The following is a 19256-nucleotide window of genomic DNA, read 5'->3' on the forward strand; positions in this document are numbered from 1 at the left end:
GGCGACCACCCCGCCCGCGACCACCCCACCGGCCAGCGGTAGCTGCCAGGTCAGCTACACCGCCAACCAGTGGACCGGCGGCTTCACGGCCGACGTCCGGGCGACCAACAACGGGTCGGCCCTCAACGGTTGGACGCTCACCTTCACCGTCGGGTCGAACGTGCGACTCAGCAACGGCTGGAGCGGCGAGTGGAGCCAGTCCGGCACGCAGATCACGGTCCGCAACGCTTCCTGGAACGCATCGCTGCCCAGCGGCGGTACCGTCAGCGTCGGTTTCCAGGGCACCTACAGCGGCACCCTGGCCGCGCCCAGCGGCTACACCCTGAACGGGAACGCCTGCACCAGCTAGCTCCACGGAACCGCGATCGGATCGCCGTCCACCACCCACCCGTCGGACGGCGATCCGATCGGGGGCGGACCCTTCCGCCCCCTGACCTGGCCGGCTCGGGGAAGCCGCCCGCGACACATCCGTACGATCAGAATGGTGAAGACGAGATGAGGGTCGCCGGACAGCGGCAGCGTCCGATCGGCGAGTTGCTGCGCGGGTGGCGCGAGCGACGCCGGCTGAGCCAACTGGAACTCGCCATCCAGGCGGAGATCTCGACCCGGCACCTGAGTTTCGTGGAGACCGGCCGGGCCATGCCGAGCCGGGACATGGTGCTCCGGCTCGCCGAACAGCTCGAGGTGCCGCTGCGCGAGCGCAACCACCTCCTGCTCGCCGCCGGCTACGCGCCGATCTACCCCCGGACGCCGCTGGACTCCCCCGCGCTGGCCCCGGTCCGCGCGGCGGTCCGTCAGGTGCTCACCGCCCACCAGCCCTACCCCGCGGTCGCCGTCGACCGTTGCTGGAACCTCGTCGAGACGAACGCCAGCATCGGCGTGTTCACCGACGGCGTGGCGGCGCCGCTGCTCACCCCGCCGGTCAACGGGCTCCGGCTGACCCTGCATCCGGCCGGACTGGCGCCACGGATCGTCAACCTGGGCGAATGGCGGGCCCACCTGCTGGGCCGGCTCCGCCGCCAGGTCGCCCTCACCGGCGATCCCGAACTGGCCGAGCTCTACGACGAGTTGCGGGGCTATCCGTGCGACCAGCCCGAACCGGAGATCGAACTGCCGGGGCCGGGCGACGTCGTGGTGCCGTTGCGGATCCGGGACGGCGACCGGGAACTCGCCTTCTTCAGCACCGTCTTCGCCTTCGGCACCCCCCTGGACGTCACCGTTGCGGAGCTCTCCATCGAGTCGTTCTTCCCCCTCGACGAGGCGACCGCCGACGCGGTGACCTCGGCCAGTCGGCGCGTCGGCACCGGAACCGCACACTGAGTTCGTACCGGGCGGAACGCCCGAGCGGGAACGCCAACTCCTGAGCGGGGACGCCACTCCTGAGCGGGGACGGAACGCCCGAACGGGTGCCGGTGCCGGCGTCCGTTTCCCGTCGTCGCGACGGGTTACCGGGCCACCGAGACGGGGAATCGGGTCATGACGAAGGAGGCTTCATGATGTCCAGGAACCCGACGGCGGCTTGGCGCTCCGGCACGCTCGGCGTGCCCGGTGTTTCCGGAGGGAACAACCTCCCAGCGGGCCCGTCCGGCGACCAGTTCAGGACGCCCGGCAGCGACGGAGGCACCGGGCCCGGGAACGCCACCGTGACCGTCGCCTCGTACTCGGACTACCCATCGGCGCAGTCTGCCGTGGACTTCCTCTCCGACAACCAGTTTCCGGTCGAACGTGCCGCGATCGTCGGTACCGACCTGGCCCTGGTCGAGACGGTGCTGGGGCGGATGACGACCGCACGGGCGGCGTTGGCCGGAGCCGCGACCGGCGCCTGGTTCGGTCTGTTCATCGGGCTGCTCTTCGGCATCTTCACGGTCGGGAACTGGTGGGCGGTGATCCTGGTCGGCCTGGCGATCGGTGCGGTCTGGGGTGCCATCTTCGGCGCCATCGCGCACTCCATGACCGGCGGTCGACGTGACTTCACCTCGGCGAGCAGCCTGCGGGCCAGCAAGTACGCGGTAACCGTCGACGCGACCTTCGCCGACCAGGCGCGCCAGCTCATCGGCCGGATGAACTGGCCGGGACAGCAGCCCGCCGGGGCTCCGGGTTGACGGTTCCGAATCCACGACCGGCGGCACGACGTCGGGGTACGTCGGCGGCCTCCGTCGAAGCTTGCACCGGCCGGTCCCTACCATCGTCCGCTTCGGACCAGCGGTAGGGACCGGCCGACGGCGGGGGACGTCCTCGGCCCGCCGAGTCGCCCCGGTACGCCGTTCCACGGGTCAGTGGTACGTACGCTCCCCCGCCCGGATGGGCGCGGTGATGCGGTTCTCCTCCGGAGCCAGCGGGCACGCCCACCTGTCGTCGTACGCGCAGGACGCGTTGTAGGCGTAGTTGAAGTCGAGCCGGAGCCGGCCACCGGGAAGGACGATCAGACCCCTGCCGTACGTGCCCTTGACGGTGTCGGTGAGATAGCGCCCGCCGCCGTACGTCTCCCGGGTGGCGGTGCCGTCCCGGAACGGCAGGAACAGCCCACCGCCGTACGCCTCGATCCACCAGAGCGTCAGCGGGCCCCAGGGCGTCTCGGCGATACCGGACCGGCGGTAGTGCACCACCCCGTCCGGTCCGCCGGTGTCGATGCTGATCGCGCCGGTAGCCGGTCGTACCGGCACGTCGAGGACCGCCCCCGGGTTGGGCGGAAAGTAGCGCAGGCCGGTGAACCGGGGTCGGTCGGCCAGCGGGATCGGCGACTGCGGGTGTCCGGCGAAGAGCACGTCCCGGGCCGCCCGGAATCCGGCCAGGTCGAGGTCGGACAGGTAGAGCCGGGTCACCTGCTCACGCCAGTCCGCCAACTCCAGTTCATCCACCCGGCCGAGCCTAGCCGGCCACCGGTCGTCAGGGGGCCGAGCCGCCGGTCAGGTGATCCACCGCATGGCCGGACCTCTGGGCGCCGTTCAGCCCGGCTCGACCGCCAGCCCTGTGCCGCTCAGGTGTCGGTGGTCAGGCGTCCGTGCACGTGCTCGTCGTAGCGGCGGCCGTCGCCGTACCGGTGGGAGTCGCGCAGGGTGCCCTCGAGCCGGTAGCCAGCGCGCTCGGCGACCCGGCACGAGCCGGGGTTGGCCACCGCGTGGCACAGCTCGACCCGGTGCAGCCCGAGTTCGCCAAAGCCCCAGTCGGTGAGCGCCGACACCGCGCGGGAGGCCACGCCCCGCCCCCGGGCCGGTCCGACGGTCCAGTAGCCGATCGACGCGCCGCCGTCGTGGATGCTGTGCAGCGAGACGGAGCCGAGGAGTTCTCCGCTGGCCGGGTCCGTGACGGCGAGCGACACGTGCTCGCCGCCCGACAGGTCCGCCCGGCGGGCGAGCCAGGTCTGGGCACTGGCCAGGTCGACCACCGTCGGGGCCGGGTTCCACCGGGCGATGGCGGGCTCCCGCAGCGCGGGCAGGACCTCCGCCGCGTCGTCGGGGCGCCAGGGGCGTAGTACCAGGCCGGGTACGTCGATCTTGATCGTCTCCACGGTGCCGCAGTGTGCCACCGGTACGGCTCCGGTCCCAACCGGTTTCCTGGCCACCCATCCTGCGGACCGGCTCCGGCCCCTGTCTTTCAAAGCTGGATTATCCCGGTCCCCCGCCGGTGAGCGGTGAGCACGATCACCTGATGAAGAGTAGTTCAGATTTGAAAGAGTGCTACTCTCGGAGCATGGCTGAGGGTCTGGACGCGGAGCGGCTGGCATGCTGGCGGGCGTACATCGAGTCGAGCCAGCGCCTGCTGAACCAGCTCGAGGACGAACTCCGGGCCACCAGCGAGCTGAGCCTGGCGGACTACCACGTTCTGGTGCTGCTCTCCGAGACACCTCGGCAACGCCTCCGGATGGGCGAGCTGGCCAGCCGGCTGGTCTTCTCGCCGAGCCGGCTGACGTACCAGATCTCGTCGATGGAGCGCCGCGGCCTGGTCGCCCGGCAGAGTTGCCCGCAGGACCGCCGGGGCAACGAGGCGGTCCTGACCGCCGCCGGACTGCTCAGGCTGCGCGAGGCCGCACCCCACCACGCGGCGTCGGTCCGGGGTCATCTGATGGACGACCTCGACGATGCCGAGGTCGCCTGCCTCACCCGGGTCTTCGATCGGCTGGCGAACCGACTGAAGCCGAACGACACCCCAACTTCCGAACCCCTCAGCACCGGCACCGGCACCGGCACCGGCACCAAGGAGAACTGACCATGCCCGCGATCACCGTCGACGACGTCCTGGTCCTGCCCCGCCTGCCCCGGCTGGCCGAGACCACCACCTTCCGGCCGGTCCGCCGGCTGATCACCGCACCCAGCGGGTACGAGGGCGAGGGCTTCCCGGTCCGCCGGGCCTTCGCCGGCGTGCCGCTGCACGAGCTGGACCCGTTCATCCACCTCGACCAGATGGGCGAGGTGGACTACGCGCCGGGCGAGCCGAGGGGAACCTCGTGGCACCCGCACCGGGGCTTCGAGACGGTCACCTACATCATCGACGGCATCTTCGACCACCAGGACTCGAACGGTGGCGGCGGCACCATCACCAACGGCGACACGCAGTGGATGACGGCGGGTGCCGGCCTGCTGCACATCGAGGCGCCGCCGGAGCACCTGGTCGTGAGCGGCGGGCTGTTCCACGGCCTACAGCTCTGGGTCAACCTCCCCCGGGTCGCCAAGATGAACCCGCCGCGCTACCAGGACATCCGGGGCAGGGAGTCGGGGCTGCTCAGCACGCCGGACGGCGGCGCGCTGATCCGGGTCATCGCCGGTGAGGTCGCCGGACACGCCGGTCCCGGCAGCACGCACACCCCGATCACCATCACCCATGTGACCGTGCAGCCCGGCGCCGCCGTCGAGCTGCCGTGGCGGCCCGACTTCAACGCGCTGGTCTACGTGCTCGCCGGCCGGGGCACGGTCGGCGGCGACCGACGGCCCGTACACACCGGTCAACTGGCGGTGCACGGCCCCGGCGACGCGCTCCGGTTCGCCGCCGACGCCGAGCAGGAGGCGGCGACGCCCGCACTGGAGCTGTACATCATGGGCGGCCAGCCGATCCGGGAGCCGGTGGCGCACTACGGACCGTTCGTGATGAACACCCGGGCCGAACTGGTCCAGGCGTTCGAGGACTATCAGGCCGGTCGGCTGGGCGTGATCCCCGCCGAGCGCCTGCCGCACACCGGCGGCTCCGGACCGCGCCCGTCCTGACCGGCGGTACGCGGCCCGCGAGTCCCTCGGCCACCGGATGTCGGTCGCCGGTTGTCGGTCGTCGGTCGTCGGTCGTCGAAGGGGCACGGCGCCACACGACAACGACGGATGTCACGCACAGCGCTCCGCTTCCCGGTCGACCGGGAAGCGGGGCGCTGGCTGTCTCCGACGGTCTCGGACTGTCTCCGGCTTGTCCGGTGTCCACAAGCGTCAGCCTGGTCGGGAAGACACCCGGCCGATGTTCATGATGGGCGGCGGTGTGCAGAGCAGGCGCGGCTCCCTTCCGACAACCTGGCATCCGCTCTACGAGGTCGAGTTCAGGTGGTCGGCCTGGCTCCCCGGAGTGCGAGGGTTTGTGTCACCAGCTCGTCGAGCATGGCGGTGAGGTTCTTCTCCTGCGGGTCGCTCGGTGTGAACTGGGTGTAGTCCTCGAAGTCCTCGGCGAAGGTGAGGGCGATGGTGTGGTGAACGCCGGTGACGTTCAGGTCGCTGAGGATCAGACGCAGATGCTCGATGGCCCGGACGCCTCCTTGGATTCCGTATCCGATGAACCCTGCGACCTTGTCGTTCCACTCGGCGTAGAGGAAGTCGATGGCGTTCTTGAGCGTGCCGGGGATTGAGCCGTTGTATTCCGGGGTCACGAACACGTACGAGTCGAACGAACCGATCTTCTCAGCCCAGTCCCGGGTGTGGGCGTGGGCGTACTGGCCTTGCCGGGCCGGGATGGGTTCGTCGAGGTGAGGCAGCGCGTGGTCGGCGATGTCCACGACTTCGAAGGTCGCGTCATCGCGTCGAAGGGCGATGTCGAGGACCCATCGTGCGACAGTGTCGGCCTTGCGGCCCGGGCGGGTGCTGCCAACGATGATCGCCACTCGTGGCGGGGCGCTCTGGTCGGTCTGGTGGATGGCGTCCGGGTCAGCTTGTGCTTGCATGATCGCCTTTCGGTGGATGCGTGGGAGTCTGGGGTCGCGGTGGGGTTGACGCATCGCGGTCAGTGGAAGCGGTATGCACCGAGTTCGTGCAGGAACGTCATGACAGGCGGCTCGTCGCACCTGTCGTCGAGGTTCGTCCGGTAGCGCTGGAACACCTTGAGTTGTTGCAGCAGCTCCGGGCCGGTTGCCAGGTCCACCAGGGACATGAACGTCACCTTGTCTTCGAGCTGAAAGGTCGCGTAGCGCACGCCGTCCGGCTGAACCGAGGCCAGTTCCTCGTAGACGGCGCGCAGCAACTCCAACTCGCGATCGACCTCGTCAGGCCTCAGCTTCCAGCGGATCATCACCTGCACGATCTGCCCCTCACATGGTTGAACCCTTCGCCGGACGCCTTCCCGGGTGCAGGTGCCGCCCAGCCAGTTTCGCTAGACAGTCTGTATTTCAGAATACAGCCTGTCAAGCTAATGCTACGATGCTGGTCATGGCCACCCGCAAGTACGAACAGCGCCTACGGGCAGAGGCGGCTGAGGAGACCCGACGCCGCATCCTCGACGCGCTGTATCAGCGACTTCGCGAGGCACCGGCGGAGCCGGTCAGCATTGACCGCATCGCCCAAATGGCCCGCGTCGCGCGCCCCACGGTCTATCTGGCCTTCGGCTCGCGGGCCGGCCTGTTCGACGCCGCCGGGGCGGATCTGCTGCAGCGAGGCGGTTTTGAACGCATGCTCCAAGCGTCAGCTCACGCGAGCGCCCGCGAGGGCCTGCGCGGCGGAATCTGCGGCGTCGCCGAGATGTACGCCGCCAACCGCGACGTGATCCGCGTCCTGTCCTCGATGGCCCAGCTCGACGCCGCCGCGGTCGGCGGAGCGGTCCAACGACTGGAGCAGGGCCGAGCCAGCGGCATGGCCCACCTCGCGCAGCGCCTGGCCGACCAGGGGGCGCTGCGCCCGGACGTGACGGTGGACCAGGCCACGGACCTGCTCTGGCTGCTGACCAGCTTCGAGAGCTTCGACCTGCTATACACCGGCCGCAAGCTCTCCGTCGACGAGGTCGCGCGGGCGCTCACTACTACCGCTGAACACACCCTGATCCAGTAGGGACGCACACTTCTAGCGTCCGGCTGATCAGACGGGCGGATCGCGTTGTCTGTGAGCTTCGAGCCCTGCGGACACCGGGCGCTCCGGTCGATCACCCCGTCACGGAAGGCACTTACCAGGTGAAGGCTCTCGGAACTCGCCCGAAGATCATGGTGGGCGGCGACGGACGCGGCGTGGTGGGCCATCCGGGCACGCCTCTGCTGGCAGATGTCGCGGGTGCGACGGGCCTGACCGGCGGGTTCGGCGAGGCCCTGGCGGGGTTGCGGCAGCGGCAGGGCGGCCACGACCCGGGCCGGGTCGCGCTGGACCTGGCGGTGATGCTCGCCGACCGCACCGGGCCACCGCCATGCCCACGCCGAAGCCGACCGCGTACAGACCAACAATCTTCCCAAAACCTTGATCAACAGTTACCGAAAGACCGAGGTTGGGTCGCCCGGCGGCGCTACGGCCGGCGGGCCACCTCGGCGACGAACGCCCGCCACGCGTCCGGGCCGAACGCCAGCGTGCCACCGTCGCGGTCCTTGGTGTCCCGGACCAGCACCCGGTCGACGAGGTTGTCCGCGACCTCTACGCAGTTCCCGCCCTGCCCGTTGCTGCGGGAGGACTTCCGCCAGCGTGGCACGTCGATCAGCTCCATGACTCCGCTGCTTCCATGATCAGTTCGAGGGACGGTCGTCCGGGTAGAGCGTACTCGCGGATGGACTCCCAGACCTCGTCCAGCGCGGTGACCCGATCCGGGTCCTCGATCACCCGACCGTCCAGCGGGTCGTCCAGAAAGGCGACATTGCGACCGTCGACGGTGGCCAGCGCGAGCGGCCCGTTGAGACCGGGATAGGCGCCCGCCGAGGCCGGTACCACGGTGACGCTGACGTTCGGCAGGGTGCACGCCTGCACGATCGCGTGCAGTTGCTCGGACATGGTCTTCGGGCCACCGACCGGCCGGCGCAGCACCGCCTCGTCGACCACCGCGAAGAGCCGGCACGGCTGATCGTCCCGGCGCAGCACGCCGGACCGGGCGATCCGGCCCGCCACCGCCTCTTCCAGATCCGGCACGCGGGTTCCGGCATCCCGGAGAATGGCCCGCGCGTACTCCTCGGTCTGGAGCAGCCCGGGGATGACCGTCGGCTCGAAGCTTCGGACCATGGTGGCCTGCTGTTCGTACTCCAGCCACGGCCGGATCCAGATCGAATCGCCGGAGAACGCCCGCGCTTCGGCGGCCGACTCCTGGAACGTCTCCCCGGAGTCGAACACGGCATCGAGATGTCGCGCCGTGTCGGACTTCGGGATCAGCCGATTGGTTTCGAACTTGGCGATCAGCGAGGTCGACACGCTCAACCGCTCGGCAAGTTGCTCCTGCGTCATTCCGGACTGTGAACGAGCGAATTTGAGAATTCTTCCCAGTCCTCCATGGTGATGTGACATTCCCCGCCCTTCCCGGCGCGACTGTTCGTCCCTCCACATTGCTGCCGGTTGTCTATATTCCGCCGTCGTGGGTCGCCGGTCCAGTGTGGAAGTCGATTGACAGGCACTTCTTTCGGCGAGTGGAGGCACAACATGAAACGAATTCGGCGCACTCGCGCACGCCACCGCCGGGACTGGCGCCGACTGTGGCGGTACTGCCGGTGCGGATACCGCTGGCGCTGTCCGGACTCGGTCGAGTTGGTGCCGATGCCCTACCTACCCACGGTGCCGCCGCCCCGCACCCGTACGACGAACCAGCGCACCGCCGGGCACCTCGCCGGTCGCAGGGGCAACCTGCCTCCGGCGCGGCCCGAGCGTTCCCGGCAGACCGAGGATTTCCGGCGGGGCGCCCGTTCCCGGCGGGGCGAGCGGGTATGACCCGCCCGCACGCGCCACGCCGCCCGCACACACCGATGCGCCCGTCGTTCCGGTGCCGCTCGTGCGGCGCCGAATGGCCGTGCTCACCCGCGCGGCTGGCACTCCTGCATCTGTACGAGAAGGACCGGCCGGGACTGATGATCTATCTCGCCGCCCAACTCACCAGGGCGCTGCAAGACCTGCCGACCGTGCAGCCGGCCCTGCTCGCCAGCCGCATCGTCTACTGGGTTCCCCGCAGCCGTGACAAGCGGTTACGCGACGAGCAGGAGCACGCTGATCGCCAGCATCACCACGGCGGTGCACCCGTGGATGCCGTAGACGGCCGCCTTGGGCCCGTTGCTGCGGAGCACGATCAGCGCGTCGCCGACGGGTATGCCGGTGGCGGCCAGCATGACCCAGCCCAACAGGTGGGGTGTCGCTCCGACCAGCAGGATGAGGATGAAGATCCCCGAGGCGATGTCGCGTACGGCCTTGACGGACAGCCAGGCCCGGAAGGCCCGGTCCTCGGTCGGTGTGTCGGGGATGCCAAAGCCCACTGCGGCCTGCGGCGCCCAGAAGGCGCGCGCTCCGATGACGATGATGCCGACGCCGATCAGTCCGGCGAGCACGTTGGCGACGTTGGTGAGCATGGGTTGCTTCCCCTCTCGGTGGCAGCGACCGCAGCGGAATCTAGCGGCGCTAGTAATGATAGCGAGGATAGATCTAGCACCGACAGGATGTCCAGCGTTGCTAGGATGATGTGGTGTCCGCCATCAACGAGCGCCGTGAACGCGAACGCGCCCAGCGCCATCAGCTGATCATCACGGCCGCGCGAGAACTCGCCGAAGCCGAAGGCTGGGAAGCGGTGACGACGCGCCGGCTGGCCGAACGCGTCGAGTACAGCCAACCGGTGCTGTACAGCCACTTCAACGGCAAGGACGCCATCGTGAGCGCCGTCGCCATCGACGGCTTCAGCGAACTGGCCGCCCACCTGCACCACGCGCGACAGGCCGCCCCCGAGCCGGGGCAGGCCCTGCGCGCCGTCTGCCGCGCCTATCTCGATTTCGCGACCGAGCGGCCCGCCCTGTACCAGGCCATGTTCGTCATGCCCACCGACGTGAAATTCGCGAGCGCCGAGACACCACCCCCGCTACGGGCCGCTTTCGGCGAGTTCGTCAGCTGCTTCCGCCCGGACAACGAGCGACGCGAACTCTTCGCCGAAGTCACCTGGAGCGCATTGCACGGCATGGCTGTCCTGTCCGACAGCGGCCGCATCCCCCCGGAAGGCCAGGAGGAACGGCTGGACTTCCTGGTAACCATGTCAACTGATCGTTGACACCAGGGCACGAGGACAGCACCATGACCCCCATGCGACACGGCGACCAGCCCGACGAGGCGGCAACCCAATGGCAGTCGCTCGCCGACCACGCGGCCGTCCTGGCCGCCGCTTACGGCACCGGTGCCGAGCGTACGGAGCCACTGGCGGCACTCCACCTGCTCGGGGCGCTACGGAAGAGCCTCGACGACGCCGAGCGCCAGCTTCTCGAATCCGCCCGGACCCAGCGGGCGAGTTGGGCACAGATCGCCACGTCGCTCGGGCTGGGCAGCCGGCAGGCGGCCGAACAGCGCTGGCTACGGCTCTCCGGCGGCGTCAGCCGGGATCCGGAGCGGGTACGCGTCGATCGCAAACGTCAACGATCCATTGACACGCCGTACGGACCGGAGATCGGCCGGCTCCGCGCGACGGTTCTCGCCGTACACCGTCAGTTGGCCGCCGACGCCGGCCTGGAGAACCGGCATCCCCGGGCCGGACTCGCCCGGACCACCCTGGCACTCGCCGTATCCGCCGAGCCCGGTGCGCTGTTCACCCTGGCCGCGCAGGCCGTCGACGACCTCGACACGGTGCCGGTGGAGCGACTGCCGCCGCCGCTGCCGTCCGCACTGGACCGACTTCGCCGGGCGGTCTCTGCGGCGACACCCCCACCCGGTCCGACTCCGGAGCTGCCTTGAGTCCAATCGACTGAAGTTTTGGTTGACATAGATCGCCAGACAACCCGAGGATGTGAGCCAATACGGCTCAACTTCTCGGAGGACGGACGTGCGTCCAGTACGACCACAGGTGCCACGCGGCCGGAACACGCTCCTGTTCGTCGCGATCTCGCTGCTCTCGGGATTCGGCGGCTCGGTGATGTTCCTGGCCGCCGGGATATGGGTGCTGGAACTCACCGGGTCCAGCAGCCTCGCGGCGCTCACCGGACTCTGCTTCTACGCCCCGACGCTGCTGGGACCCGTGCTGGGTGCCCTGGTCGACCGGCTCCCCCGCCGGCCACTGATCGTCTGGACCCACCTGCTCACCGCCGCTGTCGTGCTGTCACTGCTGACCGTGCACGCCGAACACCAGACCTGGGTCATCTACGCCGTGATGCTCGGTTACGGCATCAGCTTCGTCCTGGTCGACGCCGGTGAGTCCGCGCTGCTTCCCGCCGCGCTGCCGCCGGATGCCCTCGGCGGCGTGAACGGTCTGCGGGTGAGCGCCCAGGAAGGAGTGAAGCTCGTCGCACCACTGGTCGGCGCCGGCCTCTTCGGCTGGTGGGGTGCGCACTCGGTCGCCCTGCTGACCGCCGGCACGCTGACCGCCGCCGCCGGGCTGTACCTGCTGATCCGCCTCCGCCCACCCGCCACGCGATCCGCTCCGGCCCACCGCCCCGACCCGCGACGTGCGGATGACGTACCGACCGACACGCCCGCCGAACCGGGGCCACCGGAGCGGTCGAGCGGACGGATCAGGGCCGGCATGCGCTACCTCTGGACACATCCAGAGCTGCGGGTCACCGTGCTGATCGGCTCGATCACCATCGCGATGTCCGGGCTGATGACCGCCGCCCTCTACACCGTCGTCGTCGAGGACCTGCACCGACCGGCCACCTTCGTCGGCGTACTGTCCTCGGCCCAGGGTGCCGGGTCAATGCTGGGCGGTCTGCTCGTCGGCCGGGTGTTACGGGTCCCGGGCACCCTCGCCGTCGGCGTCCTCGGAACTGGACTCGTCGCACTCGGTGCCACCGCCTGGGGTGTCCCCTGGTGGCCGGCGGTGGTCGCCGGCTCCCTCATCATCGGGATCGGCCTGCCCTGGACTCTGGTGGCCGCCGTGACGGCGGTGCAGACCCGGACCCCGGAGGCGATGCTCGGCCGGGTGGCGGCGACCGCGAACACCCTGCTCTTCGCGCCGATCACGATCGCCACCCCGCTCGGCGCCGCCCTGGTACTACTGGACCGCCGGGTGCCCCTGGTCGTCGCCACCGCGCTCTGCCTCGGCACCGCTCTCTTGGCGATCCGCCTGGAACGGTCGGGCCGGACCACGGAGTCCACCGGACCCGCAACAACCGGACCCGCGACAACCCACGCCACGGAACGGATTCGCCCGGCGGACGGGGCCGGGGTCGCCTCCTGACCGGTCCCGGGACCGTTCGGACCCGCCGGCCGTCCGCACCATCGTCGGCCGGCGGGTCCACTCCGGCAATTGGAGATCGGACGCTGTCACGTGGAGACGGCGAAAATGCCCGCCACCCCGAGCAGGACCATCACCAACACTCCGACCAGGGCTCCGCGCTCACTCTCGACCGCTGCCTGGTCCGGCTGGTCCGGTTCGGCGTCCATGATCTCGCTGGACATGCTGTCCTCCCCTGGTCGTTACCGTTACGGACGGTAGGACGACCAGGCCGACGTACCAGATCGCGGTTGATCCCCCGATGACCGGTCGGCGGAGGGATTCGCGGGAAAACGTCTCACCTGTCGCCCTACGGCGGTATCGCCCCCGGCGATCCCGCCAGGTTGCCGGGGACCAGAATCACGTCCCGCGCCGCACACAACGGAGCAACCAGCAACGGAGTTGCCGATCTGGCGGATCGGAAACCCGGCGGACCCGGTCGATCGCCGATAGTCTGCATCGACCCGCCCCGGGCCCGTCGGCGAACGGGACGGAACCCCCCGGCATCGGAACATCGGCCGCAACGCCGTCAACGGGACATCCGGCCGGAAACGGCTCAATACTGGATCCAGCCCGCCGGCACCAGGAGCGGCCGGTCCGGCTCGCCAGTCGGAAATCCTGGGCCGGCCCCGCGCCACCCACCGGTCCCGCAGCGCGAGCGCCTCCGCCGCGTACCGGCCGGCCTGCGCCCCTGCGGCCTGCACCGACCCGTCGGCGAGGATGGCGGCTCCACCGCCATGGACCTCGTCCAGCAGTACGCATCCGCCCGGTCCACCCCAGCCACCGGCCGGTCCGGCCGAGAAGGTCGTCCGCCGGTCCCAGGCTCCGACCGCGAACCACAGGTCGTGGTAGCGGAACACGTCCAGCGGAGGTCGCCAGCGGGCCGGCTGCCGCACCGTCGGCTCGGGGAACTCGCCCACCCGCCGAGGCTCGGGAAACGCCCCGGGGTACCGGGCGGCCAGCGGCCCGGCCGCGGACATGAACCCGGCACGCAACAGGCCCCGGACCTCGCCCACCCCCGACCCGCCCGGCCAGACCCGCAGCACCGGATGGTTGCCGGCATGCTCGACCGGCGCCAGCACGAAGCCGCCCGGAGCGAGCTGGTCCAGCCAGCGCGGCGACACCCCGGTCAGCCCGACGGTGACGATGATCCGGTCGTACGGGGCGTTCGCCGGATCACCGAGATAGCCGTCGCCGAGCCGTACGTCGACGACGTCCGCCAGCCCGACCCGGGCCAGCGCCGCGCTGGCCCGGTCCACCACGTCCGGGGCGATGTCGACCGCCGTCACCCGGGCACCCATCGTCGACATCAGCGCCGCGTTGTAGCCGGTGCCGACGCCGATCTCCAGCACCCTCGTTCCGGGGCGCAGGTCGAGCCCCTCGATCATGGCGGCCATCAGCGACGGCTGGCTCGACGAGCTGACCGGTACGCCGTCCACGACCTTCGTCACCAGTGGATGGTTCCGGTAGACCAGGGTCAGGAAGTCGGGATCAGCGGGCCCGGCCCACCGATCGCCACCGGCGTGGAAGCCGTACGCGACGAACTCCTCGCGCGGCACCGCGCCGAACGCGCGTATCACCTCCGCGTCGGAGAGGAGCCCCTCGCCGCGCAGCTCCTCGACGTACCGGCGGCGCAGCTCGGCCGAGGAGGTCATGACCAGCGGACCGGTACGCCCACACCGACCGCGATCATCATTCGCTGCCGGGAAACGCGAACGTCGTGCGTGGTGAGTAGAAGCCCCACAGCATCTCCAACGGATTGGCCGGACGAAGCGCGAAGACGGGGTGCTCCGGTGCCAGGAACTCCAGTGACTCGACCTCGAACGGGGTGACCGGCTCGAAGACGTACGGGCAGCTTGCGGCGGTCTGACGACCGCCGACCGCGCCCAGGTAGCGGATGTGGCCGCGCAGGACCTTGGTACCCGTGGGGCCGACCCGGGCGGTGGTGCGGATCACCTCGACGCCGTCGACCTCGGTGACCGCGACCAGGGTCCGGCCGTCGATCTCGAGCGAGGTACGGCCGGCGCCGACGGGTGCTCCCCGGGCCGCCGCCCCGGCCCGCGCCGCCGGGCTGGAGCTGATGTGCTGGGCGTACCAGCGGCTGGGGCCCGGCAGATCCGCCGAGGTGACCTGGTCCAGTTCGGGGCCGAGGCAGGTCGCCGAGAAGGTGTCGAGCCCGGAGGTCTGGGCGTCGTCGTCAACCACGTACTGGTGCATGAAGACCTGCCGGGTCGCCATCGGCCGCAGCCCGCTCGGCAACAGCCTGGCCACCGCCTCGGGGTCCGCCGGAATCCAGCCGAAGTGCAGCATCCGGCACTGCACCACCAGCTGGGGCGGAACAAGCTGGCTCACCAGGTCCTCCGTCACATCAGCGGTAGCCGCGACGCTACGGCCGGCAACGTCGGGATACAAGACAGAAAGTTGACAGCTCCCTCCACTCCTTGCCCGCACCACCGCGATGACTCATCCTCCGGGTGCCGGTCCCCAGGCGCCGAGCCGCCGGGACCCCGACGGTGCGATCCGGCGCGTGTGGGCCAGCGGCAGCGACTCCGACCAGCGCCGCCGCAGCCGGCCCAGCTCGGTCGGGGCGACCCGGCCCGGCAGCCGCATCCGGGCCAGGCCGCCGTCCGGAAACACGTCCAGCCGTACGTCGGTGGCCGTCCCCGGCACGTCGACCGGGAACCGGTGCCGGGTGTCCGGCTGCAACCGGGTCCGGGGCAGGATCTCGAACCAGCCCGCCGGCTCCGCCGGGTCCGCGCTCCGGGCATCGATCCCGCGCAGCGTCGCCGCCGCCGGGGCGTTGCCCTTGAAGTGACTGGTGTCCAGCTCGACCTGCCGGACCTGACCGGGCACGGCCAGTCGGACCCGTACCCAGTCGTTGCCGTCGTCGCGCCGCCGGGCGGTCTCCCAACCCTCACCCATGCTCCGGGCCAGGCCGGGAGCGAGGAGTTGCTGCGGCGAGCCGTAGAACATGTCGCTACAGCCGACCACCAGCCCGCCGTGTTCCAGCGCCGCCAGGTCGAGCCGGCCGTCCGGAAACAGCTCCGGATCCGGTACGACGATCCCGTGCACCCGCAGCCGGGCCACCCCACCATCGGGATAGATCCGCAGCCGTACGTGGGTGAACCGGTGCGGACTGTCCACCTCGAACAGGTTCCGGCTGTCCCCGCGCAGTGGTGACCGGGCCAGCAGCGGAAGCCAGTCGGCGTCGGCGAGTTCCGCCGGGTCCGGATATCCCGGCATCCCGCACGCCTCCACCGACGCGTACGGCGGATAGTTGCCGGTGAAGTACGACGTGTCCACCACCACACCTCGGACGATCCCGGGCGCGCCGAGCCGGAGGATCGCGTAGTCGTGCCCGGGATCGCGGCGGCGGCGGGTCTCCCAGCCGTCGTACACCTGTCCCTTGGGACCGAAGGTGCCGGCGGCGAAGGTCGGCGGTTCCGGCGTCACCAGGTTGTCCCGGGCCGCGAAGAACTCGTCGTTCGCGTCCACCACCCCACCGCCGAGCCCTCGGGACGCGAGGTCGGGCAGGTCGGTGAAGCCGGTCACGAGGTGCCCCTTCCGATCGTTGCGCCAAGCGTCGCATCACGGTCGAGGAACCGCCCACGCGGCGGATCCATCGCCCCGACCGGCTCGCCCCGCAACCAGGTGCCCCGAATCCGACCGGTCAACCGCCGCCCCGCGTACGGGGTGACCGGATGGCGGTGGAACAACTCGGCGGGATCGACGGTGAACTCGCCGTCGGGATCCAGCGCCACCAGGTCCGCGTCGGCACCTTCGACGATCCGGCCCTTGCCGGCCAGCCCGGCGATCTCGGCGGGCCGCTGCGCCATCCAGCGCACCACGTCGGCCAGGCCGTGGCCGCGCCGCCGGGCCTCGGTCCAGATCACCGGCAGCCCGAGCTGCACCGACGCGATCCCGCCCCACGCCGCGCCGAAGTTCCCGCTGTCGAACCGCTTCAGCGCGGGCGGACAGGGCGAGTGGTCGGAGACCACGCAGTCCACGAGCCCGTCCGCCAGAGCGGCCCAGAGCGCCGCCCGGTTCGCCGCGTCCCGGATCGGCGGGCAGCACTTGAACTCGGTCGCGCCGTCCGGCACCCCGGCCGCGTCCAAGGTCAGATAGTGCGGGCACGTCTCGACGGTCACCCGGATCCCCTCGCGCCGGGCCTGCACGACCGGCACCAGCGCGTCGGCCGCCGACAGGTGCAGGATGTGCACCCGGGCCCCGGTCCGCCGGGCCGCCGCCAGCACCACCTCGACGGCGCGCCGCTCGGCACCCGGGGGCCGCGAGCCGAGGAAGTCGGCGTACCGCGACGAGCTCGGGGCGACACCCACCTCCGCCGGATCCTCCGCATGGACCAGGAACAGCGCGTCGACGGCGCCGAACGCCTCGGCCAGCCCGGCCGAATCGAGCGGCGGAAACTCCGGCACCCCCGAGTCGACCAGGAACGCCTTGAAGCCCAGCACCCCGGCCGCGTGCAGCCCCGGCAGCTCCGCCACGTTGCCGGGGACCGCACCACCCCAGAATCCGACGTCGACGTGGCACCGCCCGCGTGCCGCCCGCTGCTTGCGCCGCAACGCCTCCACCGTCACGGTCGGCGGCACCGAGTTCAGCGGCATGTCCACGATCGTGGTGACCCCGCCGGCCAGCGCGGCCCGGGTGGCGCTGGCGAAACCCTCCCACTCCGTCCGCCCCGGCTCGTTGACGTGCACGTGCGTGTCCACCAGACCGGGCAGCAGGACCAACTCGCGCAGGTCCGTACCCGGCACCGCGTCGTACCCGGCGACGGCGGCGATCCGGCCATCGCGTACGCAGACCGCCGCCGGCCGTTCACCGTCGGGCAGCACCACCCGTCGGGACCGCAGCACCAGGTCGTAACCGGTCATCGGTCCGCTCCCCCCACCCGTTCCCGACCCGAGTCCACGGCAGCGCAGCCCGGGGTCACGGCACCGCAGCCCGGGGTCACCACGCCGCAGCCCGGGGTCACGGCACCGCAGCCCGGGGTCACCACGCCGCCAGACCGGCCCGGTCGAAGCCGACCTCGGTTTCGGTCAACGCGCCACAGTCGAGTCCCCGCACCAGGAAACCAGCCAGCGCCCGCGCCGTCGCCGGCTCGTCCAGGATCCCGGTGGACCGCCGGTCGAGGTACGCCCGCAGCCGCTCCACCGCCGCCGCCCGCCCGTCCCGGAAGAAGGCGTAGGTGCCGGCGAACCGGGTCGGCAGCTGGGCCGGATGCAGATCCCAGCCCTGGTAGAAGCCCCGTTCCAGGGACCGGCGGACCAGCCCGGCGTGCAGCGCCCAGCCGGCCCGTACGGCGGCGGTGTCCCCGACCGGCAGGACGTTCGTCGAGCCGTCGGAGAGCCGTACCCCGGTCCCCGCCGCAGCGACCTGCATCACCGCCTTGGCGAAGTCGGCGACCGGATGCGCGAGGCTCTGCTGGGCCGCCGCCACCCCACAGGCCGCGCTGTAGTCGTAGGTGCCGTAGTGCAGCCCGACGCAGCGCCCCTGCGCCGCCCCGATCAGGATGGCCGGAGTAGCCAGCCCGTCCGGCCCCAGCACCGCCGCCGGCGTCTCGATCTGCACCTCGAAGCGCAGCCAGCCGGCCGGCAGCCCGTACGCCGCCTCCACCCGCTCACAGAGCAGCACCATCGCCCGCACCTGCTCCGGCACGCTGACCTTCGGCACCGTCACCACGAACGTCTCCGACGGCGGCACCTCGGCGACACCGTCCAGCAGCGCGTCGAGGAAGACGTCGAGGGTCCGGACCGCCCGGCGCCGGACCGGTTCGGTCAGGCTCTTGATCCGCAAACCGGCGAACGGCGTACCGAGCCCGCCACGCAGCGCCCCGGCCGCCGCCCGCGCCGCCGCGTCCTCGACGTCGTCGTCCCGTACCCCGTACCCGTCCTCGAAGTCGATCCGCAGATCCTCGATCGGTTCCCTTCGCAACTTGGCGACCACCCGCTCGTGCAGCTCGTCCGGGTACGGCAGCGGCGGGTTGTCCCGCAACGCGGCCAGCGCCTCGGCTCCCCACCGCGCCGCCAGGCCGGCGTGACAGCGGTCGGCCGGTACGTAGACCGTGTGCACCGGCTGCCGACCGTCCCGCTCACCCGGAAACCTGCGCCGCAGCTCGGCATCGACCGGACCGAGCCGCCGGTCCAGTTCCGCGTCGACGGCGGCGGGCAGCCGGCCCATCAGCCCGTCCCGGTGAGGTGTTCGGGTCGGACCGGTACCCGGGCCAGTGGAAGCCCGGTGGCCGCCCGGATCGCCGCGACGATCGCCGGCGCGGCCGAGATGGTCGGCGGCTCCCCCACTCCCCGCAACCCGTACGGCGCGTGCGGGTCGGCCAGTTCCAGCACGTCGACCACCATCGGCGGCATGTCGAGGATGGTCGGGATCAGGTAGTCGGTGAACGACGGGTTCCGGATCACGCCGTCCACCACCAGCAGTTCCTCCATCAGGGCCAGCCCGAGGCCCTGCGCGGTGCCGCCCTGGATCTGCCCGCGCACCGCCTCCGGGTTGATCGCCCGACCGACGTCCTGGGCGGTGGCGATCTCGACCACCCGAACCAGGCCGAGTTCGGCATCGACGTCCACGGTGGCCCGGTGCGCCGCGAACGCGTACTGCACGTGCGCGTCGCCCTGCCCGGTGACCGGGTCGAGCGGCCGGGTCGACCGGTGCCGCCACCGCACCGTCTCCTCCACCGCCCCACCCCCGAGCAACTCGAC

The 19256-nt window shown here is 71.0% G+C and carries 24 protein-coding genes and 1 pseudogene; 11 read left to right on the forward strand and 14 right to left on the reverse strand.

Features of this window, described 5'->3' with window-relative positions; translation table 11 throughout:
* The 3 genes from I0C86_RS03610 to I0C86_RS03620 all read left to right on the forward strand — a co-directional run.
* On the forward strand, window positions 1-349 hold a 349-nt coding region (locus tag I0C86_RS03610), incomplete at its 5' end, for a cellulose binding domain-containing protein (protein ID WP_196199748.1).
* A 146-nt stretch (window positions 350-495) separates the two neighbouring features.
* Window positions 496-1320: a helix-turn-helix domain-containing protein gene (locus tag I0C86_RS03615; protein ID WP_196199749.1), complete on the forward strand. Its 825-nt coding sequence runs from the start codon at window positions 496-498 to the stop codon at window positions 1318-1320.
* Between the two features lie 173 nt (window positions 1321-1493).
* Entirely contained in the window at window positions 1494-2102 is a 609-nt protein-coding gene (locus I0C86_RS03620) for a general stress protein (protein ID WP_407676260.1), read from the forward strand.
* Between the two features lie 171 nt (window positions 2103-2273).
* Here the strand turns inward: I0C86_RS03620 and I0C86_RS03625 are convergent, their stop codons facing one another.
* Window positions 2274-2858: a DUF1684 domain-containing protein gene (locus I0C86_RS03625; protein ID WP_196199750.1), complete on the reverse strand. Its 585-nt coding sequence runs from the start codon at window positions 2856-2858 to the stop codon at window positions 2274-2276.
* Window positions 2859-2977: 119 nt separating this feature from the next.
* Complete coding sequence (locus I0C86_RS03630; protein WP_196199751.1) at window positions 2978-3508, reverse strand: GNAT family N-acetyltransferase; 531 nt, start codon at window positions 3506-3508, stop codon at window positions 2978-2980.
* 182 nt (window positions 3509-3690) lie between these two features.
* On the opposite strand from I0C86_RS03630, the gene I0C86_RS03635 reads away from it, so the two are divergent.
* Both I0C86_RS03635 and I0C86_RS03640 read left to right on the forward strand, forming a co-directional pair.
* Window positions 3691-4206: a MarR family winged helix-turn-helix transcriptional regulator gene (locus tag I0C86_RS03635; RefSeq protein WP_196199752.1), complete on the forward strand. Its 516-nt coding sequence runs from the start codon at window positions 3691-3693 to the stop codon at window positions 4204-4206.
* A gap of 2 nt (window positions 4207-4208) precedes the next feature.
* Window positions 4209-5198 (forward strand): pirin family protein, encoded by a 990-nt coding sequence (locus tag I0C86_RS03640; protein ID WP_196199753.1) that lies wholly within the window; start codon window positions 4209-4211, stop codon window positions 5196-5198.
* Between the two features lie 317 nt (window positions 5199-5515).
* Here the strand turns inward: I0C86_RS03640 and I0C86_RS03645 are convergent, their stop codons facing one another.
* Window positions 5516-6130, reverse strand: a complete 615-nt coding sequence (locus tag I0C86_RS03645) for an NADPH-dependent FMN reductase (protein ID WP_196199754.1) — start codon at window positions 6128-6130, stop codon at window positions 5516-5518.
* A gap of 59 nt (window positions 6131-6189) precedes the next feature.
* A complete protein-coding gene (locus I0C86_RS03650; RefSeq protein WP_196199755.1) occupies window positions 6190-6483 on the reverse strand; it encodes a hypothetical protein in 294 nt (97 codons plus the stop codon).
* Window positions 6484-6611: 128 nt separating this feature from the next.
* On the opposite strand from I0C86_RS03650, the gene I0C86_RS03655 reads away from it, so the two are divergent.
* Both I0C86_RS03655 and I0C86_RS42885 read left to right on the forward strand, forming a co-directional pair.
* Window positions 6612-7226 (forward strand): TetR/AcrR family transcriptional regulator, encoded by a 615-nt coding sequence (locus I0C86_RS03655; RefSeq protein ID WP_196199756.1) that lies wholly within the window; start codon window positions 6612-6614, stop codon window positions 7224-7226.
* Window positions 7227-7375: 149 nt separating this feature from the next.
* A pseudogene (locus I0C86_RS42885) lies at window positions 7376-7555 on the forward strand (IS1380 family transposase); the annotation flags it as partial.
* Window positions 7556-7668: 113 nt separating this feature from the next.
* Here I0C86_RS42885 and I0C86_RS03660 read toward each other — a convergent pair.
* Both I0C86_RS03660 and I0C86_RS03665 read right to left on the reverse strand, forming a co-directional pair.
* The gene (locus I0C86_RS03660) at window positions 7669-7863 is read right to left on the reverse strand and encodes a DUF397 domain-containing protein (protein ID WP_196199757.1); all 195 of its coding nucleotides are present in this window, start codon (window positions 7861-7863) and stop codon (window positions 7669-7671) included.
* Window positions 7854-8687, reverse strand: coding sequence for a helix-turn-helix domain-containing protein (locus tag I0C86_RS03665; protein ID WP_323373446.1), 834 nt, complete (start codon window positions 8685-8687; stop codon window positions 7854-7856). The genes I0C86_RS03660 and I0C86_RS03665 overlap by 10 nt, the downstream gene beginning before the upstream one ends.
* 93 nt (window positions 8688-8780) lie before the next feature.
* Here I0C86_RS03665 and I0C86_RS03670 point away from each other — a divergent pair, with 93 nt between their 5' ends.
* Window positions 8781-9065 (forward strand): hypothetical protein, encoded by a 285-nt coding sequence (locus tag I0C86_RS03670; RefSeq protein WP_196199759.1) that lies wholly within the window; start codon window positions 8781-8783, stop codon window positions 9063-9065.
* 251 nt (window positions 9066-9316) lie between these two features.
* Here the strand turns inward: I0C86_RS03670 and I0C86_RS03675 are convergent, their stop codons facing one another.
* A complete protein-coding gene (locus I0C86_RS03675; RefSeq protein ID WP_196199760.1) occupies window positions 9317-9694 on the reverse strand; it encodes a DUF4267 domain-containing protein in 378 nt (125 codons plus the stop codon).
* A gap of 113 nt (window positions 9695-9807) precedes the next feature.
* On the opposite strand from I0C86_RS03675, the gene I0C86_RS03680 reads away from it, so the two are divergent.
* The 3 genes from I0C86_RS03680 (at window position 9808) to I0C86_RS03690 (ending at window position 12492) form a co-directional block, all read left to right on the forward strand.
* Window positions 9808-10380 (forward strand): TetR/AcrR family transcriptional regulator, encoded by a 573-nt coding sequence (locus I0C86_RS03680; protein ID WP_196199761.1) that lies wholly within the window; start codon window positions 9808-9810, stop codon window positions 10378-10380.
* A 23-nt stretch (window positions 10381-10403) separates the two neighbouring features.
* Entirely contained in the window at window positions 10404-11054 is a 651-nt protein-coding gene (locus I0C86_RS03685; protein WP_196199762.1) for a hypothetical protein, read from the forward strand.
* Between the two features lie 88 nt (window positions 11055-11142).
* The gene (locus tag I0C86_RS03690; protein WP_323373447.1) at window positions 11143-12492 is read left to right on the forward strand and encodes an MFS transporter; all 1350 of its coding nucleotides are present in this window, start codon (window positions 11143-11145) and stop codon (window positions 12490-12492) included.
* A gap of 86 nt (window positions 12493-12578) precedes the next feature.
* On the opposite strand, the gene I0C86_RS44315 is transcribed toward I0C86_RS03690, so the two are convergent.
* The 7 genes from I0C86_RS44315 to I0C86_RS03720 form a co-directional block, all read right to left on the reverse strand.
* Window positions 12579-12713 carry a hypothetical protein gene (locus I0C86_RS44315; protein WP_255527599.1) on the reverse strand — a complete coding sequence of 45 codons (135 nt, stop codon included), beginning with the start codon at window positions 12711-12713 and terminating at the stop codon, window positions 12579-12581.
* Window positions 12714-12737: 24 nt separating this feature from the next.
* Window positions 12738-14183 (reverse strand): protein-L-isoaspartate O-methyltransferase family protein, encoded by a 1446-nt coding sequence (locus I0C86_RS03695; RefSeq protein WP_196199763.1) that lies wholly within the window; start codon window positions 14181-14183, stop codon window positions 12738-12740.
* Between the two features lie 37 nt (window positions 14184-14220).
* The gene (locus I0C86_RS03700; RefSeq protein ID WP_196199764.1) at window positions 14221-14880 is read right to left on the reverse strand and encodes a hypothetical protein; all 660 of its coding nucleotides are present in this window, start codon (window positions 14878-14880) and stop codon (window positions 14221-14223) included.
* 111 nt (window positions 14881-14991) lie between these two features.
* Window positions 14992-16080, reverse strand: a complete 1089-nt coding sequence (gene alc, locus I0C86_RS03705; RefSeq protein ID WP_196199765.1) for an allantoicase — start codon at window positions 16078-16080, stop codon at window positions 14992-14994.
* A complete protein-coding gene (gene allB / locus I0C86_RS03710; RefSeq protein ID WP_196199766.1) occupies window positions 16077-17417 on the reverse strand; it encodes an allantoinase AllB in 1341 nt (446 codons plus the stop codon). The genes alc and allB overlap by 4 nt, the downstream gene beginning before the upstream one ends.
* A 118-nt stretch (window positions 17418-17535) precedes the next feature.
* Window positions 17536-18723: a DUF6986 family protein gene (locus tag I0C86_RS03715; RefSeq protein ID WP_196199767.1), complete on the reverse strand. Its 1188-nt coding sequence runs from the start codon at window positions 18721-18723 to the stop codon at window positions 17536-17538.
* A partial coding sequence (locus I0C86_RS03720) for a molybdopterin cofactor-binding domain-containing protein (RefSeq protein ID WP_196199768.1) occupies window positions 18723-19256 on the reverse strand: 534 nt, incomplete at its 5' end. The genes I0C86_RS03715 and I0C86_RS03720, both read right to left, overlap by 1 nt.

It is taken from the genome of Plantactinospora alkalitolerans (assembly GCF_015690345.1).
GTDB lineage: Bacteria > Actinomycetota > Actinomycetes > Mycobacteriales > Micromonosporaceae > Plantactinospora > Plantactinospora alkalitolerans.